The following is a 25,367-nucleotide window of genomic DNA, read 5'->3' on the forward strand; positions in this document are numbered from 1 at the left end:
GACGAGCGGAGGGGGGCCGCCATGGCCGAAGCACGCCCGGACGGGGAACCCGAGGATCTCACGGGCCCCGAGCGGCTCATGTGGGACGCGTACCGGACCGGCAGCGTCTGTGATCTCAGCACCCGCACCGCCGAGCGGGACGATCCGCACGCCGCCCGGGTCTGGGGCCCCGAGCGCAGCGTCCGCGCGGCCGTGGTGGCCCTGCTGCTGCTCCACGGGCCGGGCCCGGTACGGGGCCGGGTGGCCTCCCTGAAGCTGCGCGGCGTCCGGATCACGGGCCGCCTCGACCTCTCCGGGGGCACGGTCACCCCGTACGTGGAGCTCCAGTCCTGCCGCTTCGACGGCGAGGTGCAGCTCTCCGAGACCCGTTTCGGCACCCTGCGCCTGGTCAACTGCGCGATACCCCGGCTGGACGCGGCCCGGCTGCACACCGAGGGCGATCTGCACCTGGCGCGCTGCCGGGTGGCGCGCGGGATCCGGCTGACCGACGCGCAGATCGGCACCGACCTGCTGATCAGCGAGGCGGTGCTGCAGCGCGACGCCAAGGGCCGGGCCCTGGCCGCCGACGGCATGTCGGTGGCCCAGGACTTCCAGGGCGAGCTGCTCCAGACCTACGGGGAGCTGAGCCTGCGCGGCGCCAAGGTCGGCGTGTCGATGAGCCTGCGCGGGGCCCGCCTGAGCAATCCGGCCGGGAAGCGGGCGCTGAACGCGCCGCAGCTCACCGTCGAGCGCACGCTCTACCTGACCTCCATCGCCCTGGACTACGCCTCGGGCGGCTCCGGCTCCTCCACTCCCCCCTACGGGCTGGGCCACACCCCGCTGCGGGGCCGGCCCGCGCAGCACTTCGAGTGCCGGGGCGGCCTGCGGCTGGACGACGGCCGCTTCGGGGACGCCGTGGACTTCTACGGGGCCCGGTTCAGCCTCGCGGAGGACCAGGAGGTCTCGCTGCGCCGCATCCACACCCCGGAGCTGCGGTTCGTGGGCGAGCGCCCCGAGCGGGGGCGGGTGGTGCTGTCGGGCTCGCGGGTGGTCAAGCTCGTGGACACGGCCACCAGCTGGCCGGCCCGCCCGGGCGGGCTGTCCATCGAGGGCTTCGCCTACGAGAACCTCGCGCCCCGGGGCGACTTCCCGCCGGCCCGACGGCTGGAGTGGATCGAGGCGGCCACCCCCGAGTACTCCCCGGAACCGTACGAGCGGCTCGCCGCGGTCCTGCGGGCCTCCGGCGAGGACTCGGACGCCCGCGGGGTGCTGCTGGCCAAGCAGCGGCGCCGGCGGGCGACGCTGCCGCCGGCGCTGCGCGCGTGGGGCCACCTCCAGGACTGGACGGTGGTCTACGGCTACCGGCCGGGCCGCGCGGCGCTGTGGATGGCCGTGCTGTGGGCGGCCGGGGCCGTGCTCTTCGAGGTGCACGGCAAGCCCCCGCCGCTCAAGGCGGAGGAGCACCCGGACTGGAACCCGGTGCTGTTCGCCCTGGACCTGCTGCTGCCGGTGGTCGACCTGGGCCAGCAGGACCAGTGGATTCTGCGGGGCGCCTGGCAGTGGGGCACGGCCGCCCTGGTCATCCTGGGCTGGATCCTGGCCACCACGGTCGCGGCGGGCGCCTCACGCGTCCTGAGGCGGGGGTGACCACCCCCCGGCCCCGGCCATTACCCTGTGCCTCGTGACCACCGTTCGCCTGCCCCTCTTCCCGCTGAACTCGGTGCTGTTCCCGGGACTCGTCCTCCCGCTGAACATCTTCGAGGAGCGTTATCGCGCCATGATGCGCGAGCTGCTGAAGGCGGGAGAGGACGAGCCCCGCCGTTTCGCGGTCGTCGCGATCCGCGACGGCCGGGAGGTCGCCCCGACCGCGCCCGGCCTGCCCGACCAGACGGCCGTGCCCGAGCGCGGCCCGGCCGCCGGTTTCGGAGCGGACCCGGTCCAGGCCTTCCACCGGGTGGGCTGCATCGCGGACGCGGCCTCCATCCGGGAGCGGGAGGACGGCAGCTTCGAGGTGATGGCCACCGGCACGGTCCGGGTCCGGCTGCTGTCGGTCGACGCGTCCGGCCCGTTCCTCGTGGCGGAGCTGGAGGAGCTCCCGGAGGACGCGGGCGACGGCGCGGGCGCGCTGGCCGAGGGCGTGCTGCGGGCGTTCCGCACCTACCAGAAGCGCCTCGCAGGGGCCCGCGAACGGTCCCTGACGGGCATGGACCTCCCCGACGAGCCGTCGGTGGTCTCGTACCTGGTCGCGGCCGCCGCGGTGCTGGACATCCCGGCGAAGCAGCGCCTCCTCCAGGCCCCGGACACGGCGACCCGCCTCGCGGAGGAGCTGAAGCTGCTGCGCACCGAGACGGCCGTCATCCGCCACCTCCCCTCGCTCCCGGCCGTGGACCTCACCCGCGCCCCGACGAGCCCCAACTGACGAAGGACCCATGGCGAAGAAGAAGCCGGCGGGCACTCCGGCGATCGTGGCCCTGACGGCGGCCGGCGCCGATTTCACCGTGCACGCCTACGAGCACGACCCGGCCCACCCGTCCTACGGCGAGGAGGCGGCCCAGGCCCTCGGGGTCTCCCCCGCGCAGGTCTTCAAGACGCTCCTGGCCGACGTGGACGGCTCCCTGGTGGTCGCCGTGGTTCCGGTCTCGGGCAGCCTCGACCTGAAGACCCTGGCCGCCGCGGTGGGCGGGAAGCGCGCGGCGATGGCCGACCCGGCGCTGGCGGAACGCACCACGGGCTACGTCCTGGGCGGCATCTCCCCCCTGGGCCAGCGCAAGCGCCTGCGCACGGTCCTGGACGCCTCCGCTTCGGCCTTCCCCACGATCTGCGTCTCGGCGGGCCGCCGCGGCCTGGAGGTCGAACTCGCCCCGTCCACCCTGGCCGCCCTGACAACGGCCGAACTGTCCCCGATCGCCCGCGGGTAGCGCCGGCGAGGCCGAACTTTCCCGGCGGAGCCGGAAGATCCAGCCCGCCCGGCGTTTGAGGACCGGGTCCGGGCAGCGCCCGGGGAACGGTGGCAGGGCGGGTAGGGGACAGCCCCGCAGGGCCCGCCCCCAGCCGGGGCTACGGGCGCGGAGGCTCCGTACCGGACGGGTCCGAGAACGGGGCCGGGGCGGCGGAGTCCACCGGGGCCTGGTAATACCCGGAGGGCCACAGCGCGAGCTCCGGCGCCGGATCCCGCGTCCCCCACAGGGCGGTCAGCGCGAGGTGGACGACGACCGCGGCCATCGGCCACCCGAGCAGCGCGCCGTGCGCGAGCAGCTCCAGCGGAGCATCGAAGGGCACGCCCTTCCCCGCCTTCCGGGCGACCGCCACCAGGTCCGAGGACGGCCCCAGCCACAGACCCACCCGCCAGCCGACCAGCGCGGCGAAGACCGATCCCACCGCGAGCCCGACGACCTGCGCCGCGCCCCCGCTCCGGCGCCACAGGAACACGGCCACGGCGCTCAGCACGCCGAAGCCGACGGACAGCAGAAGGAAGGTTCCGTCCGCCCCGATCCGCGCCTCGCTCTCGGTGTCCCGCAGGAACACCGCCTCGCCGTTGGAGACGTACTGGACGCGCGGCGCGAGCCAGACCCACAACAGCCCGAGGAGCACGCCCGCCACGCCGAGCACGAGGGCGATGGCGGCCCCGTCGCGGATGTCGGACGGGGAGAAGGCGGGCTCGGACGCGGGCTCGGCGGCCGGGGCGGAAGACGACTCCGACGGCGGCTGGTCGGGCTTGTCATAGGGGGTCACGGCTTCGGTCACCCCCACATCGTGCCAGGAAGTGTTTGATTTAACGATCGGCGCCGCCCGGCCCCCGGCGGGGGTCAGCGGACCGCTGCCCGCCGGTAGGCCCAGGTCGCGACGGCGAGGGACAGCACGCCCACTCCCGCGCACACGCCGAGGTCGAGGAGGACCGCCGTCCAGTCGGGGTGCGGCTCGAAGGTCCGGGCGAACGCCTCCACGCCGTACGTGGACGGCAGCAGGTCCCGCGCCCAGACGATGACGTCCGGCATCCGCTCGGGCGGCAGCACGCCCAGCAGCAGGGCCGCCGACATGCCGAGCTGTCCGGCGAGGGTGGCCAGCTCCTGCCGGGGGGCGAGCAGGCCCAGCGCCGCGCCGAGCCCGGCGAGGGCGGCGCCGGCCAGCGGCACCACGGCGGCCAGGATCCACAGTCCGCCCATCGGCAGCCCGAACAGCACGCTGCCGAAGACGGCCGTCACCAGCGTGCCGGGCAGCGTGAAGGAGGCGTACGCGGCGGCCGCGCCCAGCACCACCGACGCGGGCGGCACGGGCAGGGTGGCGTAGTGGTCGAGCCCGCCGCTGGCCCGGAGCTGGCCGAAGTACTGGGCGAGCAGGTTCAGCGCGACGAAGGCGACGACCAGCACCGAGGAACCGGCGACGACGGCCCGCGCCTCGGAGCCCCCGTCGACCACGCCCCGCATCAGGATCATGATCCCGACGGACTGGAAGGTGGCCACAAACAGCAGCGGGATCCGCGAGACCCGCGCGCGGGACAGCTGGGCCCGGTAGACGGCGGCCAGCGCCGGGAAGAACCGGGCGCGGGGTGCCAGCGGCGCGAGGGCGAGTGGACGGACCGCGTGCGGCGAGGCGGCGCCCTGCCCGGCGGTCGCGGGCTCGGTCGGCACGCCGTGCGCGGGCGCGCCGACCATCGACGCGGCCCCGATCGGCGCGAAAGCGCCTGCCGGACGGTCGCTCACGACTTCACCAGCCCCTTCGTCTTTCCGCCCAGCGCGAGGTACACGTCCTCCAGGCTCGGCGTGGCCAGTGTGAAATCGTCAAGGGCGGCGAAGGCCGGGCCGCCCGTCACCGCGGCCACCGCGACCCGCGCCTCGTCGGGCCGGAGCCGCAGCACCCAACGCCGCCCCGTCTCCACTGCGAACTCGCGCAGCTCCGCGACCTCCGGAAAACCCAGCGGAGCGGACTCGCGCCAGACGAGTTCGAGCCGGACCTCGCCGGACACCCGCGCCTTGAGCCCGGCGGGGGTGTCGCAGGCGATGACCCGGCCCTGGTCGATGACGGCGACCCGGTCGAGGACGGTCTCGGCCTCGATGACGTTGTGGGTGACCAGCAGCACGGTGGCCCCGGTCTCGGCGCGGCGGCGGTCGACGGCGGCCCAGACGGCCCGCCGGGCCACCGGGTCCATGCCGGTCGTGGGCTCGTCGAGCACCAGGACGGGCCGCTCCCCCACCAGCGCGGCGGCGAAGCACGCGAGGCGCCGCTGCCCGCCGGACAGCTTCTTCAGGGGGCGTCCGGCGATGCCGGTCAGGCCGAGCTCTTCCAGTACGGAGTCCCGGGCGGCCCGGGCCTCGCGCAGGCCGAGGCCCCGCAGCCGGCCGGTCGTCTCGGCGGCCAGCGAGACCGTGAGCTCGTCGAGGGCGGTGGATTCCTGCCCCAGGTAGGAGAGCAGCCGGGCGGAGCGGTCGGGGTGGCGTACGAGGTCGTGGCCGAGCAGGGTCACCGAGCCGGAGTCGGGCCGCAGCAGGCCGGTCAGCTGGCGGACCAGGGTCGATTTGCCGGCGCCGTTGGGGCCGAGCAGCCCGAAGATCTCGCCGCGCCGCATGTCCAGGGAGATCCCGTCGGTGGCACGGGTCTCGGGCAGGGCCGGGGCCCCGCGCCGTCCTCGTACCGCGGGATACGTCTTGACCAGGTCGCGTACCGCGCAGACCACGTCGGAAGCCGTTCCCGCGGGCCCTGCCGTGTCCGTATCCGCCTGTGCTGTCCCCGTACTCACGAGGGAGCAGCCTACGGGGTTGCGGCCCCTACTCGGCTGCCGGGGCCGCCTGGGCCACCGCCACAGGGGCGGCCACGGGGGCCGCGGGAGCTCCGGGGGTGGCGGCCGGACCGCCGCCGGCCACGTGTTCCGCGGCCGCCCGTACGTCGATCTCGCGCCAGAAGCCGGCCCGGATGGCGTAGCGGTCGTGCTCGTCGATCTGGTCGTCCTTGTGCGCGAGGAGCCCGAAGCGGGCGGCGTAGCGCAGCAGCTCCCCGTCGATCCGGTGCGGGATCCGCGGGTACATGGTGGCGAGCTTCTGCAGGTGCACGGTCTCCGGGAGCCGTTCCATCCAGCGTCGGGCGAACACCTGGCCTACCTCGAAGGGGTCGCCGCCGACGGTGGTGATGTCCTCCTCGCGGTCCGCCCAGCGCTGCTCGGCGGAGGTGAGCTGGGCGAGGGTGGGCAGCGAGGCGGTCTCGGCGGGCTCGCCGAGCGGCCCGGCGCGGTCGACCCACCCTTTGTCGGAGGACCACCGCAGGGCGCTGCCCGCCGGGGGCCCGCCGAGGGCCTGGCCGGGTGCGGGGGCGGGTGCGGCGGCGCCGGGGGCGCGCAGGGCGCCCGCGAGGTCCTTGGGGGTGGGGACGGTCTTGCCGTTGGCGGTGGCGGCCCCGGAGGCAGCCGGTACGCCGCCCTCCTCGGGCTCCACGGGGGCCGCGGGCCGGGTTCCGTTGCCGCGGGCGGCCTCGGCGAGGGCGGCCTCGGGCAGCGGCGCGGAGAGGATGGCGGCGATCTCGGGGCGCGGGGCGGGCGCGGGGGCGCAGAGCCCGGTGAGGTCGCGGGCGCGGACGGCGCGGGTGATCCAGGTGCGGTCCAGGACCCGGCGTTCGTCGGCTTCGGCGACGAGGTCCTCGGACTGGTTGTAGTCCCCGTCGGCGGCCTGGACGGCCCACAGGTGGACGGCGACCCCGTGTTCCTTGGCGGACATCAGGCCGGGCAGCAGGTCTCCGTCGCCGGTGACGAGCACGACGTCCGAGCAGGCCCGGTTGCGGGCGAGCTCGGTGAGCTCGGCGTGCATGGCCGCGTCGACGCCCTTCTGGGCCCAGCGGCCGTCGCTGCGGGTCAGGGCGCCGAGGCGGACGGTGACGCGGGGCATGACGCGCAGTCGCCGGTGTTCGGGCTGGGGGACCCGGTCGGGTGCGCCGTCGAACCAGTAGATCCGCAGGAGCGGCTGTTCGGTGTCGGCTTCGGCGCGTTCGCGCAGGCCCTGGATGAGCGCCGCATGGTCGACGGTGATCCGGGAGCGGGACGGCTCTCCTGCGAGGAGGCTCGCGGCGGCGCCCAGCAGATAGCCGGCGTCCACCAGGACGACGCAGCGGTCCACGCGTACCACCCTCTTCCCCTGGGGGTCCTCTGTGTCTTTCGCGGTTTCCACGAGTCTGCCCGACGGCAACGGCCTTGACGGCCGGAACTCGATCATCGGCGTGGCGTATCTCCGGGAGTCCCCCGGCAGGAGCCCCGACTACGCGCGGTAATGATCCAAAATGCGCCGTTTACGGCGCTGTGTGAGTGTGAAGGCGGCCCTGGCCCCTACACCCCCCACGGAGGCATCCCATGGCCAAGAACAAGAACCGCCAGCAGCCCGCCAAGTCCGAAGAGCGCTCGGCCGCACAGGATCCGGCCAAGAGTTCGATGGACTCCTCGTCCTCGTCCTCGACCCCGGCGGCCCCGAGCCCGCTGCAGATGGCCGGCAAGAAGAGGGAAAAGAAGTTCGGCCACAACTGACGCCTCGCCCGGCGCCTCACCCGGCGCCGCTTCCTCATGCGCGAAGGCCCGCCCCCCGTCGACAGGGGCGGGCCTTCGCGCGTGGCCGCGCGACGGGCGTGGTGAACGTGCCTAGCCCGGTGACCGTGCCTAGCCCGCCAGGCAGGACGGGCCGAGCAGCACCTTGAGGTCGCCGAAGAGCGCCGGGTCCGGCTTGACCCGGTGCTTGTCGAGCCGGAGCACGGTGGTGGTGCGCGGCCCCTGGAGCTTGATGCGGACCTCGCTGTTGCCCTGGTGGTGGCGCAGGATCTCGCCGAGCCGGGTCACCATCGGCGGGGTGACCTTGACGGTGGGGATGGTGAGCACGACGGGTGCGTTGGTCCCGGCGTTCGAGACGTCGGGGACCATCATCTCCATGGCGACCAGCCGGGGGACGTCCTCGCGCTTGTCCAGGCGGCCCTTGACGAAGACGACGGTGTCCTCGACCAGCTGCGTGGAGATGAGCTGGTAGGTCGCGGGGAAGAACATGCACTCGATGGAGCCGGCCAGGTCCTCGACGGTGGCGATGGCCCAGGCGTTGCCCTGCTTGGTCATCTTGCGCTGGAGGCCCGAGATGATGCCGCCGATGGTGACGACCGCGCCGTCGCCGTGCTCCCCGCCGGTGAGCTGGGAGATGCCGGCGTCCGTCTTGTCGGACAGGACGTGTTCCAGGCCGAAGAGCGGGTGGTCGGAGACGTAGAGCCCGAGCATCTCGCGCTCCTGGGCGAGCAGGTAGGACTTCTCCCACTCGACGTCGGAGAACTCCACGTCGAGGCCGAAGCCGGGCTCGTCGCTCGCGTCCTCGTCACCCATTCCGCCGAAGAGGTCGAACTGGCCCTCGGCCTCCTTGCGCTTGACGGCGACCACGTTGTCGATCATCGGTTCGTGGTGGGCGACCAGGCCCTTGCGGGTGTGGCCCATCTCGTCGAAGGCGCCGGCCTTGATCAGGGACTCGACCGTGCGCTTGTTGCAGACGACGGCCTCGACCTTGTCCAGGAAGTCGGGGAAGGAGGAGTACTTCCCCTTCGCCTTCCTGCTCTTGATGATCGACTCCACGACGTTGGTGCCGACGTTGCGCACGGCCGTGAGGCCGAAGAGGATCACGTCGTCGCCCTGGGCGGCGAAGTTGGGCTCCGACTCGTTCACGTTCGGCGGGAGCACCTTGATGCCCATCCGGCGGCACTCGTTCAGGTAGATCGCGGACTTGTCCTTGTCGTCCTTGACCGAGGTGAGCAGGCCCGCCATGTACTCGGCCGGGAAATTGGCCTTGAGGTAGGCGGTCCAGTAGGAGACCAGGCCGTACGCGGCCGAGTGGGCCTTGTTGAAGGCGTAGCCGGCGAAGGGGACCAGGACGTCCCACAGCGCCTTGATCGCCTGGTCGCTGAAGCCCTTCTCCTTGGCGCCCGCCTCGAAGATGACGAAGTTCTTCGCCAGTTCGTCGGGCTTCTTCTTGCCCATCACGCGGCGCAGGATGTCGGCCTCGCCGAGCGAGTACCCGGCGATGATCTGGGCGGCCTTCTGGACCTGCTCCTGGTACACGATGAGGCCGTAGGTGACGCCGAGGATCTCCCTGAGCGGCTCCTCCAGCTCCGGGTGGATCGGGGTGATCTCCTGCTGCTTGTTCTTGCGCAGGGCGTAGTTCGTGTGCGAGTTCATGCCCATCGGGCCCGGCCGGTACAGGGCCGAGACGGCGGAGATGTCCTCGAAGTTGTCGGGCTTCATCAGGCGCAGCAGGGAGCGCATGGGCCCGCCGTCGAACTGGAAGACGCCGAGGGTGTCACCGCGGCCGAGCAGTTCGAAGGTCTTGGGGTCGTCGAGCGGCAGGCCGAGGAGATCGAGGTCGATCCCCTTGTTGGCCTTCACCATCTTGACGGCGTCGTCCATGATCGTGAGGTTGCGCAGGCCCAGGAAGTCCATCTTGATCAGGCCGAGGGACTCGCACTGCGGGTAGTCCCACTGCGTGATGGTCACGCCGTCCGTGTGCCGCACCCAGACCGGGGCGTGGTCGACGATCGGCTCGCTGGACATGATCACGCCGGCGGCGTGCACGCCCATCTGGCGGACCAGGCCCTCCACGCCGCGGGCGGTGTCGATGACCTTCTTCACGTCCGGCTCGTTCTCGTACATCGCCCGGATCTCGCCCGCCTCGCCGTAGCGCGGGTGCGAGGGGTCGGTGATGCCGTTGAGGTCGATGCCCTTGCCGAGGACGTCGGCGGGCATGGCCTTGGTGAGCCGGTCGCCCATGGCGTACGGGTAGCCGAGGACCCGGGCCGAGTCCTTGATGGCGTTCTTCGCCTTGATCTTTCCGTACGTGCCGATCATGGCGACCTTGTCGTCGCCGTACTTGTCGGTCACGTACCGGATCACTTCGACGCGCCTGCGCTCGTCGAAGTCGATGTCGACATCGGGCATGGAGACGCGCTCGGGGTTCAGGAACCGCTCGAAGATCAGGCCGTGGGTGATCGGGTCGAGGTCGGTGATGCCCATGGCGTACGCGACGATCGAGCCGGCGGCGGAGCCACGGCCGGGGCCCACGGCGATGCCCTGGTTCTTGGCCCACATGATGAAGTCGGCGACGACGAGGAAGTAGCCCGGGAACCCCATCTGGATGATGACGTCCAGCTCGTAGTCGGCCTGCCGCTGCCGGTCCTCGGGGACCCCTCCCGGGTAGCGGCGGGCCATGCCGCGCCGCACTTCCTCCTTGAACCAGGTGATCTCGGTGTAGCCGTCTTCGGGGATCTCGAACTTCGGCATGAGGTTCTTGGCCTCGAACATGCCGGTGGTGTCGATCTGCTCGGCCACCAGGAGGGTGTTGCGGCAGCCCTCCTGCCAGGCGTCCGAGGAGTCGACGGCGTACATCTCCTCCGTGGACTTCAGGTAGTAGCCGGTGCCGTCGAAGCGGAAGCGGTCCGGGTCCGAGAGGTTCTTGCCGGTCTGGATGCAGAGCAGGGCGTCGTGCGCGGCCGACTCGTGGGCGTACGTGTAGTGCGAGTCGTTCGTCACCAGCGGCGGGATGCCGAGCTTCTTGCCCACTTCCAGCAGTCCGTCGCGGACCCGGCGCTCGATCTCGATGCCGTGGTCCATCAGCTCCAGGAAGTACCGGTCCTTGCCGAAGATGTCCTGGTACTCGGAGGCGGCCTTCAGGGCCTCGTCGAACTGGCCGAGGCGCAGCCTGGTCTGCAGCTCGCCGGACGGGCAGCCGGTGGAGGCGATCAGGCCCTCCGACCACTGGGAGATGGTCTCCTTGTCCATGCGCGGCCACTTCGTCAGCCAGCCCTCGGCGTACGCGTCGGAGGACAGCCGGAAGAGGTTGTGCAGCCCGGTGGAGTTCGCCGCCCAGATCGTCTTGTGCGTGTAGCCGCCGGAACCGGACACGTCGTCGCGCTTCTGGTGGGGCTGGCCCCACTGGATGCGCCGCTTGTTGCGCCGGGACTCCGGAGCGACGTACGCCTCGATGCCGATGATCGGGGTGACCCCGGCCTTCTTCGCCGTGTGGAAGAAGTCATACGCCCCGTGCAGATTGCCGTGGTCGGACATGGCGATGTGCGTCATGCCCATCTCGTTGCACGCGTTGAACATGTCCTTCAGCCGCGCGGCACCGTCCAGCAGGGAGTACTGGGTGTGGACGTGCAGGTGCGTGAACGGCGTCTTGGTCACGGTGGGGGCCTCCGGGCGGGAGAGAGGGGCGGCAGCTATGAATCCTACGTGGCCCCAGTGACAGAACACGGGCACTGACGGGTACGGTCATGCGTTGCACGACCCAACGGCAGTGTCCGAAATGCGATCCACCCCGCACCACCTGGAGGCACCCGCCATGGCGGTTCCCGAGACGACCGACGAGCAGCGCGCCGAGCAGATACTCGACGTGTTCGACATCGCCTTCGGCGAGCTGATCACCGCCGACCCCGCGGCCTTCCGGGTCAAGTTCCGCAAGATGGCGGCCTCGGCCTTCGCCTTCTACCGGGGCACCGCCTGCCTCTTCTACGCCGACCTGGAGCGCGAGCGGCACGGCGGCCCGTACCTGGACGAACGCACCGGCCGGGTGTGGATCCACGGCGATCTGCACGCCGAGAACTTCGGCACCTACATGAACGCCCAGGGCCGGCTGGTCTTCAACGTCAACGACTTCGACGAGGCCTACGTCGGCCCCTTCACCTGGGACCTGAAGCGGTTCTCCGCCTCCGTCGCCCTGCTCGGCTACACCAAGGCGCTCAGCGACGACCAGATCAGCGAGCTGGTACGGATCTACGCGGCCGCCTACCGGGAGCGCATCCACGCGCTGGCCACCGGGGCGAAGAACGACGAGGTGCCCGCCTTCACCCTGGACACCGCCGAGGGGCCGCTGCTGGACGCCCTGCGCCACGCCCGCCGCCGTACCCGTTTCTCGCTCCTCGACTCGATGACCGAGATCCGTGACTTCGAGCGCCGCTTCTCCCCCGGCCCCGGCACCATCGAGCTGGACGCGGCCACCCGGTACAAGGTGCTCGCCGCCTTCGACGGGTACCTGGAGACCCTTCCCGACGAGTCCCTGGTCCGCCCGGACTCCTACCGGGTCAAGGACGTGGTGGGCCGCCGCGGCGTCGGGATCGGCTCGGCGGGCCTGCCCTCGTACAACATCCTGCTGGAGGGGCACAGCGACGCCCTGGAGAACGACGTCGTGATCTACCTCAAGCAGGCGCAGACCCCGGCCGTCTCCCGGCACATCACGGACCGGGCGGTGCGGGAGTACTTCCGGCACGAGGGGCACCGCACCGTGATCTCCCAGCGGGCCCTGCAGGCGCACGCCGACCCGTGGCTCGGCTGGACGGAGCTGGACGGGGCCGGGCAGCTCGTCGCGGAGGTCTCCCCGTACGCGGTGGACCTGGACTGGTCTGACCTGGACGACCCGGAGGAGATCGCGGCCGTGGTCGCGGACCTCGGCCGGGCCACGGCGACCATGCACGGAGCGGCGGACGAGCAGGAGAGCGGCCAGACGCTGGTCCCGTTCTCCACCGAGCGGGCCATCGACGCGGCCATCGCCGCCGACGAGGAGGGCTTCGCGGACCTGCTGGTGGACTTCGCCCACGCCTACGGCGCCCGGGCCCGCGCCGACCACCAGATCTTCGTGGACCTCTTCCGCAACGGCCGGATCCTCCCCTAGACAGGGACCTAGGGCCCGCTCTCACAGGGACGCGTGGCACACTCGCGACGATGGACATATCCGGGGTGGGTCTCCGAGGGCTACGGGCCGCGCTGTTCAGCGCGGTCGTCGTGCTGCTCTCGACCGGCTCGCACGTCCTGATGTCCCGGGCGCCGCTGCCTCCCGCCCTGGTGGGAGGGGCCTTCGCCGCGGTGTTCGCGATCGCCTTCGCCCTGGCCGGACGCGAGCGGGGCCTCGGTCACATCGCCGGGCTGCTCGTTCCCCTGGAGCTGGCCGCCGACACCGTCCTGACCTCCGGCCAGCACCTCTGCTACGGCCCCGCGGGCGGCCCCGTCTCGGGTCCGCTGCGCGCCATGGGGCTCGCCGACTTCTGTGGCGGCAGCCCGGTGGGCGCCGCGCTGGCCGAGGTCGGCGGGCCCGCCGGCCCGGCCGCGCTGCTGCCCGCACCCGGACCGTGGACGCCCTGGCTGCTGCTGGGCGCGCACGTATCGGTCGGGCTGCTCGCCTCGCTGTGGCTGCACCGCGGGGAGCGGGCGCTCGGCCGGCTGCTGCGCGCGGCGTCCGCCTGCGCCTTCCGCCCGCTGCGGATGGCCGGGGCCCGCGCCGCGCGGACCCTGGCTCCGGTACGGCTCTCGCCTCCGGCCGCCCTGCGGAGCACGGTGGCCCGTACCCGCTTCCCCGCGCACTCCGTGGGACGGCGGGGACCTCCTCGCGCACACGGCGCCTTCGCCGGCGCCTGACGTACGAGGACAGTCCCCCCTTCCAGCCGGCTCCACCGCGGAGCCACACCCCACGGAGACCATGATGAGCGCACGCAACAGCCAGGCGAACAAGGCGGCGGCCCGCGAGAAGCTGCGCGTCGAGCGCGAGCAGCAGGCCAAGAAGGCCAAGATCCGCCGGCAGGTGTTCGTGGCCGGCGGCGTCGTGGCCGCCCTCGCCCTGGCCGGCGGCGTCGGCTACGCCGTCGTCCAGTCGAGCAAGCCGAGCGCCTGGGAGAAGGCCGCCGACGCACCCCTGGTCGCGCCGAAGAACACCTCGGGCGAGAACAACACGACGGTGGTCATCGGCAAGGCCGACGCCAAGAAGACCCTGGAGCTGTACGAGGACGCGCGCTGCCCGGTCTGCGCGAGCTTCGAGCAGGCCGTCGGCCCGCAGGTCAAGAAGGACGTCGACGCCGGCAAGTACAAGATCCAGTTCATCGGCGCCACCTTCCTGGACAAGGGCTTCCCCGGCACCGGTTCGAAGAACGCCCTGAGCGCGCTGGGCGCGGCCCTCAACGTGAGCCCCGAGGCGTTCCTGGAGTACAAGACGGCCCTCTACTCCGCGGCGAACCACCCGGAGGAGAAGGACGACAAGTTCGCCAAGGACGACTACCTGCTCTCGGTCGCCGATCAGGTCCCGGCGCTCAAGGGGAACGCCGAGTTCAAGAAGGCGGTCGAGGACGGCACCTACGACCGGTGGGCGCTGGAGATGTCCAAGACCTTCGACAAGAGCGGCGTGACGGGCACGCCGACGCTCAAGATCGACGGCAAGAAGATCGACCCGCTGCCGCAGTCGCCCGAGGCGTTCACGACGGCGATCGACAAGGCCATCGCCGGCTGACCCCTCCTCCTCGCGGCACCCCCGACGGACGGGCGAACTCCCAGAGTTCGCCCGTCCGTTGCTTTCACGGGTCTGGAACGAACGCGATACCCGTCGGTAATATCATCGTCCGTGACCAGTCAACTCTCCCCTTCCGCCCAGGAATCGGCGACCGTGCCGACTCCCCGCCGCCGTACGGTCGTCCTGGCCGCGGCGGCCACGGCGGCACTCGTCCCGATCGCCGCGCTGGGCGCCGAAGCCGCCCACGCCGCCACCGGCGCCACCGGCGCCACCGAGGACGCCCCCTCCTTCCTGCACGGCGTCGCCTCGGGCGACCCGCTCCCCGACGGGGTCCTGCTGTGGACCCGCGTCACCCCGACCGCCGCGGCCGTACCGGGCTCCGGCGCGGGCCCGGCCGTCGCGGTGGGCTGGGAGGTCGCCGAGGACAAGGCCTTCTCCCTGATCGTCGCGAGCGGCACCGTCACCGCGAGCGCGGCCGGCGACCACACCGTCAAGGCCGATGTACGGGGCCTGCGGCCGCAGACGGCGTACTGGTACCGGTTCACCGCCGGCGCCGCCGTCTCTCCGGCCGGGCGCACCCGTACCGCCCCCGCCGCCACCACCGCTCCCGCCGGGGTCCGCTTCGGCGTGGTCTCCTGCGCCAACTGGGAGTCCGGTTACTTCTCCGCGTACCGCCACCTGGCCGCGCGGGCCGATCTGGACGCCGTCCTGCATCTGGGCGACTACATCTACGAGTACAAGAGCGGCGGCTACCCGGAGGCGAAGTACGTCGTACGGCAGCACGAGCCGCTCCACGAGATCCTCACCCTGGCCGACTACCGCACCCGGCACGGGAAGTACAAGACCGACCCCGACCTGCAGGCCCTGCACCAGGCCCACCCGGTCATCGCGATCTGGGACGACCACGAGATCGCCAACGACACCTGGTCCGGCGGAGCCGAGAACCACGACCCCGCCACCGAGGGCTCCTTCGCGGCCCGCGCGGCCGCCGCCCGCCAGGCGTACTTCGAGTGGATGCCGGTGCGCACCTCCACCGAGGGCACCGTCTACCGCAGGCTGCGCTTCGGCACCCTCGCCGACCTGCACCTGCTGGACCTGCGCACCTTCCGCTCACAGCAGGCGGGCATCGGCAGCGGCGCCGTGGACGACCCGGAGCGCAGCATCACCGGGCGCGCGCAGCTGGACTGGCTGAAGGCCGGGCTGGCCGGCTCGCAGGCCACCTGGAAGCTGGTGGGCACCTCGGTGATGATCTCGCCGGTGGCCTTCGGCTCGCTGCCCGCGCACCTGCTGGGGCCCCTCACCGAGCTGCTCGGACTGCCCGCGGGCGGCCTCGCGGTCAACGTGGACCAGTGGGACGGGTACACGGACGACCGCCGGGAGCTGCTGGGGCACCTGACGGACCGTTCCGTCCGCAACACCGTGTTCCTGACCGGCGACATCCACATGGCCTGGGCGAACGACGTCCCGGTGACGGCGGCCACCTACCCGTGGTCGCGGTCGGCGGGCGTGGAGTTCGTGGTGACGTCGGTGACCTCCGACAACATCGACGACCTGCTGCACGTGCCGGCGGACACGGCCTCACTGGTGGCCGAGACGGCGATCAAGGCGGCCAACCGGCACGTGAAGTGGCTGGACATGGACGCCCACGGCTACGGCGTGCTGGACGTGACGGCCGAGCGCTCCCAGATGGACTACTACGTGGTTTCGGACAAGCGCCGCCAGGACGCCACGGCCGCCTGGGCCCGCTCGTACCGCACGCTGAACGGGACCCAGAAGGTCGAGCGGGCGGACCGGCCGGTGCGCTGACATTCGGCCAGATTTCCCGTTTGGAGGGGCACTTGGCGTAGACCAGGTGCCCCTTCGTCATCAGAAGCAACAAATCTTTTACGTAGACCACTTGACCTGTTTATGACATGCGCACGTAAGATTCCCGCCAGCTGAGGAGATCCCTCCCGCTCAACCCCCCACTCGCGAGGAGCACACGTGCGCGCTCTTGCCCGCATATCCCCCCTTCTTCGCCGCCGCCTGATGGGTGCCGCCGTACTCACCGGCACCCTGGCCTTCACCCCGCTCGCCGCCCCCACCACGGTCGCGGCCGCCAAGACCGGCGCGGAGGTGTGCGCCGAGGACGCCTCCGGCGCCGCGGCCAACGCCCGTGTGGCGCGCCCGAAGGACCAGCACGCGGCCGAGCCGAACGAGGTCACCGAGGCCCAGTCGAAGGCCATGGACGCCGAGCTCAAGGCGAAGCTGGACAAGATCTCGAAGGAGCCCCGCAGCCTGCGCGCCGCCGAGGCCGCCACGAGCATCCCGGTGTACTTCCACGTCATCCACTCCGGCACCACCGGAAAGCTGACGGCCACCGACATCAGCAAGCAGCTGGCGGTCCTGAACGCGGCCTACGCCGGCCAGGGCACCGGAAACGTCGACACCACCTACCAGTTCACCCTGGCGGGCACCGACTACACGGACAACGCGAGCTGGTACAACCTGGCTTCCGGCTCCACGGCCGAGAAGACCATGAAGAACACCCTGCGCAAGGGCGGCAAGAACGCCCTCAACTTCTACACCGCCAACCTCTCCGGCGGGCTGCTGGGCTGGGCCACCTTCCCCAGCTCCTACGCCTCCCAGCCGAAGATGGACGGCGTGGTCGTCCTGGACACCTCGCTGCCGGGCGGCTCCGCCGCCAACTACAACGAGGGCGACACCGCGACCCACGAGGTCGGCCACTGGATGGGGCTCTACCACACCTTCCAGGGCGGCTGTAACGGCGCGGGCGACTCCGTCTCGGACACCCCGGCCGAGAAGAGCGCGGCCTTCGAGTGCCCGACGGGACGGGACACCTGCGCCAGCAAGGCGGGCGTCGACCCGATCCACAACTTCATGGACTACACGTACGACTCCTGCATGTACCAGTTCACCGCGGGCCAGGTGACCCGCATGAAGAGCATGTGGACGGCGTACCGCGCCTGACGCACCGGCGTTCCGGCACACGCATGACGAAGGGGCCCCGCGAGCGGGGCCCCTTCCGCGCGTCCGCGCCCGAATGCCGCCACGTACCGCTAGATACCGTCGAGGAAGGCGAGGGCGACCGCCCAGGCCTGCTCCGCGGCCTCGGCGTCGTAGTCGTCCAGCCCCGGGTCGGTGAACAGGTGCCCGGCCCCCGGATAGCCGTGGACCTCCACGTCGGCCCCGGCCTTGCGCATCCGCAGGTACCAGGCCGTCAGCCAGTCGTGCGGCTCGAAGGGGTCCGGGTCGGCGATGTGCAGCTGCACCGGCAGCTCGTCGACGTACGTGTTCTCCTCCAGGTCGGCCGTCCCGTGCAGGAGCAGCAGCCCGCGCGCCTTCTCGTCCGCGAGCGCCAGGTGCTGGGCGACGGAGCCGCCGAAGGAGAAGCCCGCGTAGACCAGGCCCTGGTCGGAATAGGGGGCCGAGGCCAGGACCGCCCGCTTGAGCAGCTCGTCGCGGCCGATCGCGTCCCGGTGGGCCATGCCCTCCTCGACGGTCTCGAAGGTGCGTCCCTCGAAGAGGTCCGGCACCTGGACCTGGTGCCCGGCCGCGCGCAGCCGGTCGGCCGCCTCCCGCACGGCGGGCCGCAGCCCGTAGGTCGAATGGAAAAGCATGATGTTCATGCCCCCATCGTGCCAGTTTCGGGCGACCCCCTCCGGTTACGTTGGCCTGCATGGACACGGACTCCTTCCTGCGCCCGATCGCGGCCGTCGCCGGCACCCTGGCCATCACCCTGCTCGCGGGCTGGCTGCTGGACCTGCTGCTGCGCCGCGCCGACGCCCGGCACAGCGAGACCCCGCTGTGGGGGCTGCTGCGCCGCTGCCGCCCGCCGTTCCTGGTGGTCCTCGCCGCGTCCCTGCTCCAGGCCGTGCGCCGGCGCGCGGACGGCCCCGGGCACGTGCTGACCCTGGTCCTGATCGCGGCGGCCGCGTGGCTGCTGATCCGGATCACGACGGCGATCGTGGACTCCACGTACGCCCGCTACGCCGCCGACGCCTCCGACCAGGCCCGGGTCCGCCGGGTCCGTACGCAGGTCACCCTCATCCAGCGGGTGGTCACGGCGGTGGTGATCGTGGTGGCCCTCGGCGCGATGCTCCTGACGTTCCCCGAGATGCGGACGGTCGGCACCTCGATGCTGGCCTCGGCGGGCGTACTCGGCATCGTGGCGGGCATCGCGGCGCAGGCCGCCCTCGGCAACCTCTTCGCCGGACTCCAGATCGCCTTCGGCGACACCGTCCGGATCGGGGACACGGTGGTGGTGGACAAGGAGTGGGGCACGGTCGAGGAGATCACCCTCACCTTCCTCACGGTCCGCACCTGGGACGAGCGCCGGATCACGATGCCGGTCTCGTACTTCACGAGCAAGCCCTACGAGAACTGGTCGCGCGGTGGCGCGCAGATGACGGGCACCGTGTTCTGGCACCTGGACCACAGCGCCCCGGTGGACCTGATGCGCGAGCAGCTCCAGCGGATCCTGAAGGACATCCCGGAATGGGACGGCCGCACCGGCTCCCTGGCCGTCACCGACACCACCCCGCACACCATCCAGGTCCGCGCGGTGGTCACGGCGAAGGACGGCGACGCCGTCTGGACCGTCCGCTGCGCGGTCCGCGAACGCCTGATCACCTGGCTCACGACCCACCACCCGTACGCCCTCCCCCACATCGCCACGACTCAGGCGGCGCTCCCGCCGGGCCCGTAGCCGCCGGGGGTCTTCTTTTCAGCCGTCCGGCGTTTGAGGACCGGGTCAGGGCCGGCCCTGGGAACGGTGGAAGGGCGGGTAGGGGAACTCCGCCCCGCAGGGCCGGGGCCCGCCACCCCTCAGCCCCTGGCCGCGAAGGTCAGCCGGAACAGCGCGCCCCCGCCGGGGGCGGCTTCGGCCACGAGCTCCGCCTCGTGCGCCCGCGCGATCTGCCGGGCCATCGCCAACCCGAGCCCGGACCCCGGCAGGGCCCGCGCCGCGCCGGCCCGGTAGAACCGGTCGAAGACGTACGGCAGATCCTCCTCCGAGATCCCCGGCCCGTGATCCCGTACCGTCACCTCCGCGGCCCCGTTCCGGACCGCCAGCCCGACCTCCACCTCCGCCCCACCGGGGCTGAACTTCGCCGCGTTGTCCAGCAGGTTCCCCAGCAGCCGGCTGAGCCGGGCCGGCACCCCCGCCACCACCACCGGCTCCTCCCCGGAAGGCCCCCGTACCCGGAACGCCACCCCCGGCCAGTGCGCCCGCGCGGCCCCCACGCAGTACTCCACCAGCGGAGCCAGCCGCACCTGTTCCACCAGCAGCTGCGGCTCCTCGTCGCGGGCCAGCTCGATCAGGTCGTTCACCAGCCCCGTCACCTCCCGCAGCTGCCTCCCGAGCGCCAGCGAGGCCCGTTCCCGCTGCTCCGCCGTCAGCCGGTCACCCCGCGCCAGCAGCTCCGCGTTCGTGCGCAGCGCGGTCAGCGGGGTCCGCAGCTCGTGCGAGGCGTCCGCGACGAGCCGCCGCTGCGCGGTGACGGACTGCTCCAGCTCGCCGAGCATGGTGTTGAAGCTCCCGGCCAGCCGGGTGATCTCGTCCTCGCGGCCGTGCCCGGGGGCCGGCAGTTCGATCCGGTGCCTCGGGTCCCGGGTGGCGGCGATCCGCTCGGCGGTGGCGGTGAGCCGGGTGACCGGCGCCAGACCCGTCCGCGCGACCCAGTACCCGAGCAGCGCGGCGAGCAGCACTCCGCCCGCGGCGGTGACGGCGAGCCGGCGGGCGGCCCGGTCGATGCCGGTCTCCACGGAGTCGGAGCGCACCGCGACCTGGAGGGCCCGGTCCTTGAGGAAGTCGGTGGTGAGCATCCGCGCGGGATGTCCCTCGACGACGATGTCCGTGTAGAAGGGGGCCCGTTCCCGCGCGGCCACCAGCCGGGTCGCCGGGGCCACCGGCATCCGGTAGGCGTTCTCCCCTCCCCGCGGGTCCTTGCGCGGGTCGACCGGGACGATCTGGACACAGGCGGGCGCCGCCAGGTACCGGCAGTCCCAGGCGGCGGTTCCGGGCGGGGAGTCCCCGTACTGCTTCGCGGCGAGCCGGGCGGCCTGGGTCAGGCTCAGGTCGAGCTGCTGGTAGAGCGCGGCCCGCCCTTCGAGGAAGGCGGCCGTGCACATGCCGAGGGCCACGAAGGCCACCGCGGCGGTGACGGCCAGCGCCAGCCGGGTCCGCAGCGGCCACCTGCGCCGCCACACCGCACCGGCCCCGGACCCCCCGCCAGGTCCCCCGCCGGATCCCCGCCCGCTCACGCGGCGTCCAGCCGGTAGCCGACCCCGTGCACGGTGTGCACCAGCCGGGGCTCGCCGCCCGCCTCCAGCTTGCGGCGCAGGTAGCCGACGTAGACGGCCAGGGAGTTGGAGTCCGGCCCGAAGTCCCGGCCCCACACCAGTTCCAGGACCAGCTCGCGCGGCAGCACCTGCCCGGGGTGGCGCAGCAGCAGTTCGAGGAGTGCCGACTCGGTGCGGCTGAACTCCAGCGGCCGTTCGCCGCGCCGCCCGGTGCGGGTGGCGGGGTCGAGGACGAGGTCCCCGTACGCGAGCACGGGCGCGCCCCCGGCCGGATCGTCGGGGGCGGCCCGCCTCAGGAGGGCCCGTACCCGGGCCACGAGCTCGTCGAGCGCGAACGGTTTGACCAGGTAGTCGTCGGCGCCCGCCTCCAGCCCGTCGACCCGGTCGCTCACCGCGTCCAGGGCCGTGAGGACGAGGACGGGCGTCCGGTCGCCCACCGCCCGCAGCTGCCGGCAGACGGCGAGCCCGTCCAGCACCGGCATCATCACGTCGAGGACCACCGCGTCCGGCTGCCAGAGGGCCACCTCGGACAGCGCGGCCAGCCCGTCGGCCGCGCCGCGCACCTCGTACCCCTCGACGGCGAGGCCGTCCTCGACGGCGGCCCGCACCTCGGGCTCGTCGTCCACCACCAGAATCCGCTGCATGCGGCAAAGCCTCCCAAATGCTCCGGGAGAACCTCTTAGAACCTTCTTAGGGCGCACCGGAAGTCTGCGTCCATGACCTCCTCATCCTCCCCCTCAGCGCTCTCCGTCGTGATCGGCGCGGGCGGCACCGGCGGCCACATCTATCCCGGCCTCGCCCTGGCGGAGGCGCTGCGCGCCGCCGTCCCGGGCGCGACGATCTCGTTCATCGGCACCGAACGCGGGCTGGAGACCGAGCTGATCCCGGCCGCCGGCTACCGCCTGCACACCGTGGACATGATCCCCTTCGACCCGGCGCTGGGCGCCAAGCGCTTCTTCCTCCCGGCGGCGCTGCTGCGCTCGGCCGGGCAGGCGCGGGCCGTGATCCGGGCCCAGGGCGCGCACGTGGCCGTCGGCATGGGCGGCTATCCGAGCGCGCCCGCCGTGCTCGGGGCCCGGCTGGCCGGACTGCCGGCGGTGATCCACGAGTCCAACGCGGTACCGGGCCGGGCGAACCAGTTCGCGGCCCGCCTCACCCCGCACATGGCGGTGGCCTTCGACCGCAGCCGGGAGCACCTGGCGGGCGGGGCGCGGGCGCTGACCACCGGAATGCCCATCTCCGCCGCGCTGTCGGGCCTGGCCGAGCTGTCCCGCCCCGAGCGGGCCGCCCTGCGCACGCGGGCCCGGCGGGAGCTCGGGGTGCCGGACGGTCGGCGGCTGGTGGTGTTCAACGGCGGCAGCCTGGGCGCCGTACGCCTGACCTCGGCCGCGGCCGGGCTGGCGGCCGCCTGGCAGGCGCGAGAGGACATACAGCTGCTGATCAAGACGGGTCCGGCGACGCTCGCGGACACGGTGGCCGCCCTGTCCGCCTCCGGCGGGGGGCGGATCGCACGGGCCGTGGCGTACCTGGACCGGATGGACCTGGTCTACGCGGCCGCCGATCTGGTGGTGTGCCGGGCGGGCTCGGCGACGGTGGCGGAGCTCGCCGCGACCGGGGTCCCCGCGGTCCTGGTCCCCTACCCGCACGCCCCGGGCGACCACCAGACGCACAACGCCCGGGTGCTGTCCGACGCGGGCGCCGGCCTGCTGCTGGCGGACGCCGAGGCCACGGCCGAGCGCCTCGCGGAGCTGCTCGCCCCGCTGCTGGCCGACCCGGCGCGGCTGGCGGCGATGGCCGGCGCCGCCGACCCGGGCCCGCACGCACGGGCCGCCGAGCTGCTGGCCTCGCAGGTCCTGCGGGTCGCCGGCTTCCCCTCCTTCTCCCCCACTCCCCTGGAGCTCGTATGACCACGCACACCCCCACGCCCGGGCCCACCCCCACGCACGCCCCCACGCCCGAGCCCACTCCCACGCTCGCCCTCACCCCGGCGCGCACTCCCGCCGACTGGAGCGGCCGTACGGTCCTGGTCACCGGCGCCGAGGGGTTCATCGGCTCCACGCTCGTCGACCTGCTGGTCGCGCGGGGCGCGAAGGTGCGCGCCTTCGTGCACTACAAGCCGTACGCCGAGAAGGGCCACCTGGCCCGGTACCTGGCCGACCCGGGCGGCCCGGTGGAGATCTGGGCCGGCGACGTCCGCGACGCGGGCCGGGTCAGCGACGCGGTGGCCGGCTGCGACACGGTCTTCCACCTGGCGGCGCTGATCGGGATCCCGTACAGCTACGCCTCGCCCGGCGCGTACGTCCAGACCAACGTCACCGGTACCGAGAACATGGCCGAGGCCTGCCGCCGCCACGGCGTGCGCCGGCTCGTCCACACCTCCACCAGCGAGGTCTACGGCACGGCCCTGACGGCTCCGATCTCCGAGAGCCACCCGCTCCAGCCGCAGTCCCCGTACTCCGCGTCGAAGATCGGCTCGGACATGATGGCGCTCTCCTTCCACCACGCCTTCGAGCTGCCGGTGACGGTGGTCCGGCCGTTCAACACCTACGGTCCCCGCCAGTCGGCCCGCGCGGTCATCCCCACCATCCTGGCCCAGCTCCACTCGGGCGCCCGCGAGGTCCGCCTCGGCTCCCTGACACCCACCCGGGACTTCACCTACGTCACCGACACCGCCGCGGGCTTCCTCGCCGTCGCGGAATGCGACCGGGCCCTGGGCGAGGTGGTCAACCTCGGCACCGGGGAGGAGATCTCCATCGGCGACCTGGCCCGCGCCCTGATCACGGCCTCGGGCCGGGACGCGGAGGTGGTCGTCGACCCGGCCCGGCTGCGTCCCGCGGGCAGCGAGGTGCAGCGGCTGCTGTCGGACAACACCCGGGCCCGCGACTGGGCCGGCTGGAAGCCCGAGGTCTCCCTCCAGGAGGGCCTGACCCGCACCTCGGAGTGGATAGCCGCCCACCTGCACCTCTTCGCCCCGGACCGCTACCAGGTCTAGGCCGTCCGGGCCGGCTCCCTCGGATCCCGCCGATCGGGCCCGGTCCCCGGACCGGGCCCGGTCGCGGAACCGGATGGCCGTCCTACGGGTTGCGCAGGCTGCGGACGTCCAGGTGCCGGAGCACCCGGTCGACGATCTCCGGATCGGCGCCCGGTTCGCTGCGCGCGGCCAGCACCTCGTGCCGGGCGGCGGACATCATCTCCCGCTGGATGCGCTGCACGTCGCGGATCCGCTCCACCCGCTTCGCGTACGCCTCCCGCCGCTCCTCGTCCACCATGTCCGGGCTGATCCTGGCGCCCACGTCGTAGGCCCTGCGGTAGAGCACCTCCACCAGGTCCTCGGGCAGGTCCTCCACTTCCTCGATCTCCTTCAGCCGCCGCTTCGCGGCCTTGGCCGCGCGGATGGCGAGCGCGCGGGCGATGTCCGCCTCCGCGTCCGTGTCGGCCTCCACGCCGAGCCGGCGCACCAGCCACGGCAGGGTCAGCCCCTGGACCACCAGGGTGCTCATGATCACGGCGAAGGCGATGAAGACGATCTCCTGCCGGGCGGGGAAGGGATCGCCCGCGTCCGTCTCGAAGGGGATGGCGAGCGCGAGCGCCACCGAGGCCACGCCCCGCATGCCGGCCCACCACATCACCACGGACTCCCGCCAGCTCAGCGGGATCTCCTCCTCGTAGTCGCGCCGCGAGTGGAGCCGTTTCGCGAGCCAGCCGGCCGGCAGCAGCCACACCAGACGTACGCCGACCACCACCGCGACCACGGCCGCCGCCCACCCGGCCATCTCCCAGCCCCGCCCCTGGGCCGCCCCGAACACGTGGTGCAGCTCCAGCCCGATGAGCCCGAAGGCCACACCGGTGACCAGCATGTCGACGACCTCCCAGAAGGTGTGCCCGGCGAGCCGGCCCAGCACGTCGTCGGCGTCGGTCGCGTACTCGGCGAGGAACAGCGCGGTGGTCAGCACGGCCAGCACGCCGGAGCCGTAGAACTCCTCGGCCACCACGTACGCCACGAACGGCACGAGCAGGGTCAGCCCGATCTGGAGCGTGGCATCGCCGAGCCGCCCCATGAGCCGGTTGGCGGCCCAGCCGAGCCCGAGCCCCACCGCGACGGCCACGACGGCCGACAGCACGAACTCCCCGAGCGCCCCGGGCCAGGAGAAGCTGCCGCTGACGGCGGCGGCGATGGCCACGTGGTAGAGCACGATGGCGGTGACGTCGTTGAAGAGCCCCTCGCCCTCCAGGATCGACACCATGCGCCGGGGCAGCCCGAGCGACCCGGCAACGGCGGTGGCGGCGACGGGGTCGGGCGGGGCGACGAGCGCCCCGAGCGCGACGGCCGCGGCGATCGAGAGCCCCGGCACGAGGGCGTGCGCGGTCCAGGCGACGGCCACGGTGGTCACGAAGACGAGGGCGACGGCCAGCAGCAGGATGGGCCGTACGTTGGCGGCGAACTGCCGCCAGGAGGTCCGCTGCACGGAGGCGTACAGCAGCGGGGGCAGCACGAGCGGCAGGATGTACTCGGGCGGGATGTCGACATTGGGCACCACGGGCACCAGGGCGAGCACCACCCCGGCGAGCGTCATCAACACCGGCGAGGGCAGCCCCAACCGGTCCCCGAGCGGCACCGTCACCACGGCCCCGAGCAACAACACGAACAACAGCAGGAGCTGATCCACTCCCACACACTGCCAGCCCGCCGGGCTTGGCGACGGGGTTGAGGCGGCGTGCCGCACCGTGTCCTGGGGCTCCGCCCCCACAGCCCGCGATCCGGGGCGGAGCCCCAGGGTCTTCTCAGCCCGTCCGGCGTTCGAGGACCGGGTCCGGGCCGAGCCCGGG

21 protein-coding genes are annotated in these 25,367 nt (G+C 72.7%); 12 read left to right on the forward strand and 9 right to left on the reverse strand.

Annotated elements, in window-relative coordinates; translation table 11 throughout:
- Positions 1–21 precede the first annotated feature (21 nt).
- From ACFYYB_RS07610 to ybaK, 3 genes are read left to right on the forward strand one after another with little or no spacing between them, the layout of a single operon-like run.
- Positions 22–1,626, forward strand: coding sequence for an oxidoreductase (locus ACFYYB_RS07610; RefSeq protein WP_389433808.1), 1,605 nt, complete (start codon positions 22–24; stop codon positions 1,624–1,626).
- Between the two features lie 34 nt (positions 1,627–1,660).
- Positions 1,661–2,398: an LON peptidase substrate-binding domain-containing protein gene (locus ACFYYB_RS07615; protein ID WP_327307196.1), complete on the forward strand. Its 738-nt coding sequence runs from the start codon at positions 1,661–1,663 to the stop codon at positions 2,396–2,398.
- A 10-nt stretch (positions 2,399–2,408) separates the two neighbouring features.
- Positions 2,409–2,897 (forward strand): Cys-tRNA(Pro) deacylase, encoded by a 489-nt coding sequence (ybaK, locus tag ACFYYB_RS07620; RefSeq protein WP_389433809.1) that lies wholly within the window; start codon positions 2,409–2,411, stop codon positions 2,895–2,897.
- Positions 2,898–3,036: 139 nt separating this feature from the next.
- On the opposite strand, the gene ACFYYB_RS07625 is transcribed toward ybaK, so the two are convergent.
- The 4 genes from ACFYYB_RS07625 to ACFYYB_RS07640 all read right to left on the reverse strand — a co-directional run bounded on the left by ACFYYB_RS07625 (position 3,037) and on the right by ACFYYB_RS07640 (position 7,076).
- Positions 3,037–3,723, reverse strand: coding sequence for a hypothetical protein (locus ACFYYB_RS07625; RefSeq protein ID WP_389433811.1), 687 nt, complete (start codon positions 3,721–3,723; stop codon positions 3,037–3,039).
- Positions 3,724–3,785: 62 nt separating this feature from the next.
- Positions 3,786–4,631: an ABC transporter permease gene (locus ACFYYB_RS07630; protein ID WP_389434947.1), complete on the reverse strand. Its 846-nt coding sequence runs from the start codon at positions 4,629–4,631 to the stop codon at positions 3,786–3,788.
- Positions 4,632–4,675: 44 nt separating this feature from the next.
- Complete coding sequence (locus tag ACFYYB_RS07635) at positions 4,676–5,713, reverse strand: ABC transporter ATP-binding protein (protein ID WP_389433812.1); 1,038 nt, start codon at positions 5,711–5,713, stop codon at positions 4,676–4,678.
- A 28-nt stretch (positions 5,714–5,741) separates the two neighbouring features.
- On the reverse strand, positions 5,742–7,076 hold the full coding sequence (locus ACFYYB_RS07640) for an NYN domain-containing protein (protein WP_389433814.1): 1,335 nt from the start codon (positions 7,074–7,076) through the stop codon (positions 5,742–5,744).
- 230 nt (positions 7,077–7,306) lie between these two features.
- Between ACFYYB_RS07640 and ACFYYB_RS07645 the strand changes: the two genes are divergently transcribed.
- Complete coding sequence (locus tag ACFYYB_RS07645; RefSeq protein ID WP_389433815.1) at positions 7,307–7,477, forward strand: hypothetical protein; 171 nt, start codon at positions 7,307–7,309, stop codon at positions 7,475–7,477.
- Positions 7,478–7,606: 129 nt separating this feature from the next.
- Here ACFYYB_RS07645 and dnaE read toward each other — a convergent pair whose 3' ends face one another.
- The gene (gene dnaE / locus ACFYYB_RS07650) at positions 7,607–11,152 is read right to left on the reverse strand and encodes a DNA polymerase III subunit alpha (protein ID WP_389433817.1); all 3,546 of its coding nucleotides are present in this window, start codon (positions 11,150–11,152) and stop codon (positions 7,607–7,609) included.
- 157 nt (positions 11,153–11,309) lie between these two features.
- On the opposite strand from dnaE, the gene ACFYYB_RS07655 reads away from it, so the two are divergent.
- From ACFYYB_RS07655 to ACFYYB_RS07675, 5 genes are all read left to right on the forward strand, one after another.
- Positions 11,310–12,635 (forward strand): DUF2252 domain-containing protein, encoded by a 1,326-nt coding sequence (locus tag ACFYYB_RS07655; RefSeq protein ID WP_389434949.1) that lies wholly within the window; start codon positions 11,310–11,312, stop codon positions 12,633–12,635.
- A 50-nt stretch (positions 12,636–12,685) separates the two neighbouring features.
- Entirely contained in the window at positions 12,686–13,375 is a 690-nt protein-coding gene (locus tag ACFYYB_RS07660) for a hypothetical protein (protein ID WP_389433818.1), read from the forward strand.
- Positions 13,376–13,439: 64 nt separating this feature from the next.
- Entirely contained in the window at positions 13,440–14,237 is a 798-nt protein-coding gene (locus ACFYYB_RS07665) for a DsbA family protein (RefSeq protein ID WP_389433820.1), read from the forward strand.
- A 111-nt stretch (positions 14,238–14,348) separates the two neighbouring features.
- The gene (locus tag ACFYYB_RS07670) at positions 14,349–16,043 is read left to right on the forward strand and encodes an alkaline phosphatase D family protein (protein ID WP_389433822.1); all 1,695 of its coding nucleotides are present in this window, start codon (positions 14,349–14,351) and stop codon (positions 16,041–16,043) included.
- 222 nt (positions 16,044–16,265) lie between these two features.
- Positions 16,266–17,207, forward strand: a complete 942-nt coding sequence (locus ACFYYB_RS07675) for a zinc metalloprotease (protein ID WP_389434951.1) — start codon at positions 16,266–16,268, stop codon at positions 17,205–17,207.
- Positions 17,208–17,296: 89 nt separating this feature from the next.
- Here ACFYYB_RS07675 and ACFYYB_RS07680 read toward each other — a convergent pair whose 3' ends face one another.
- Entirely contained in the window at positions 17,297–17,866 is a 570-nt protein-coding gene (locus ACFYYB_RS07680) for a dienelactone hydrolase family protein (protein ID WP_389433823.1), read from the reverse strand.
- A 50-nt stretch (positions 17,867–17,916) separates the two neighbouring features.
- Between ACFYYB_RS07680 and ACFYYB_RS07685 the strand changes: the two genes are divergently transcribed.
- Positions 17,917–18,945: a mechanosensitive ion channel family protein gene (locus tag ACFYYB_RS07685; protein WP_389433825.1), complete on the forward strand. Its 1,029-nt coding sequence runs from the start codon at positions 17,917–17,919 to the stop codon at positions 18,943–18,945.
- A 119-nt stretch (positions 18,946–19,064) separates the two neighbouring features.
- On the opposite strand, the gene ACFYYB_RS07690 is transcribed toward ACFYYB_RS07685, so the two are convergent.
- Both ACFYYB_RS07690 and ACFYYB_RS07695 read right to left on the reverse strand, forming a co-directional pair.
- Positions 19,065–20,447, reverse strand: a complete 1,383-nt coding sequence (locus ACFYYB_RS07690; RefSeq protein WP_389433827.1) for a sensor histidine kinase — start codon at positions 20,445–20,447, stop codon at positions 19,065–19,067.
- Positions 20,448–20,497: 50 nt separating this feature from the next.
- Positions 20,498–21,184 carry a response regulator transcription factor gene (locus ACFYYB_RS07695; protein WP_327307184.1) on the reverse strand — a complete coding sequence of 229 codons (687 nt, stop codon included), beginning with the start codon at positions 21,182–21,184 and terminating at the stop codon, positions 20,498–20,500.
- Between the two features lie 72 nt (positions 21,185–21,256).
- Between ACFYYB_RS07695 and ACFYYB_RS07700 the strand changes: the two genes are divergently transcribed.
- Entirely contained in the window at positions 21,257–22,447 is a 1,191-nt protein-coding gene (locus ACFYYB_RS07700; RefSeq protein ID WP_389433829.1) for a glycosyltransferase, read from the forward strand.
- On the forward strand, positions 22,444–23,532 hold the full coding sequence (locus ACFYYB_RS07705) for an SDR family NAD(P)-dependent oxidoreductase (RefSeq protein ID WP_389433831.1): 1,089 nt from the start codon (positions 22,444–22,446) through the stop codon (positions 23,530–23,532). The genes ACFYYB_RS07700 and ACFYYB_RS07705 overlap by 4 nt, the downstream gene beginning before the upstream one ends.
- Before the next feature lie 82 nt (positions 23,533–23,614).
- Here the strand turns inward: ACFYYB_RS07705 and ACFYYB_RS07710 are convergent, their stop codons facing one another.
- On the reverse strand, positions 23,615–25,207 hold the full coding sequence (locus tag ACFYYB_RS07710) for a Na+/H+ antiporter (protein ID WP_389433833.1): 1,593 nt from the start codon (positions 25,205–25,207) through the stop codon (positions 23,615–23,617).
- Between the last annotated feature and the right edge of the window lie 160 nt (positions 25,208–25,367).

Source organism: Streptomyces sp. NPDC002886, from assembly GCF_042888445.1.
Taxonomy (GTDB): domain Bacteria; phylum Actinomycetota; class Actinomycetes; order Streptomycetales; family Streptomycetaceae; genus Streptomyces.

Excerpts from the sequence above, each read along its gene's own strand:
- ybaK (WP_389433809.1), top strand. The coding sequence starts at position 2,409 with ATGGCGAAGAAGAAGCCGGCGGGCACTCCGGCGATCGTGGCCCTGACG.
- ACFYYB_RS07610 (WP_389433808.1), top strand. The coding sequence starts at position 22 with ATGGCCGAAGCACGCCCGGACGGGGAACCCGAGGATCTCACGGGCCCC.
- ACFYYB_RS07695 (WP_327307184.1), bottom strand. The coding sequence starts at position 21,184 with ATGCAGCGGATTCTGGTGGTGGACGACGAGCCCGAGGTGCGGGCCGCC.
- ACFYYB_RS07655 (WP_389434949.1), top strand. The coding sequence starts at position 11,310 with ATGGCGGTTCCCGAGACGACCGACGAGCAGCGCGCCGAGCAGATACTC.
- ACFYYB_RS07700 (WP_389433829.1), top strand. The coding sequence starts at position 21,257 with ATGACCTCCTCATCCTCCCCCTCAGCGCTCTCCGTCGTGATCGGCGCG.
- ACFYYB_RS07680 (WP_389433823.1), bottom strand. The coding sequence starts at position 17,866 with ATGAACATCATGCTTTTCCATTCGACCTACGGGCTGCGGCCCGCCGTG.
- ACFYYB_RS07645 (WP_389433815.1), top strand. The coding sequence starts at position 7,307 with ATGGCCAAGAACAAGAACCGCCAGCAGCCCGCCAAGTCCGAAGAGCGC.
- ACFYYB_RS07705 (WP_389433831.1), top strand. The coding sequence starts at position 22,444 with ATGACCACGCACACCCCCACGCCCGGGCCCACCCCCACGCACGCCCCC.
- ACFYYB_RS07685 (WP_389433825.1), top strand. The coding sequence starts at position 17,917 with ATGGACACGGACTCCTTCCTGCGCCCGATCGCGGCCGTCGCCGGCACC.
- ACFYYB_RS07660 (WP_389433818.1), top strand. The coding sequence starts at position 12,686 with ATGGACATATCCGGGGTGGGTCTCCGAGGGCTACGGGCCGCGCTGTTC.
- ACFYYB_RS07675 (WP_389434951.1), top strand. The coding sequence starts at position 16,266 with ATGGGTGCCGCCGTACTCACCGGCACCCTGGCCTTCACCCCGCTCGCC.
- ACFYYB_RS07665 (WP_389433820.1), top strand. The coding sequence starts at position 13,440 with ATGAGCGCACGCAACAGCCAGGCGAACAAGGCGGCGGCCCGCGAGAAG.
- ACFYYB_RS07630 (WP_389434947.1), bottom strand. The coding sequence starts at position 4,631 with ATGGTCGGCGCGCCCGCGCACGGCGTGCCGACCGAGCCCGCGACCGCC.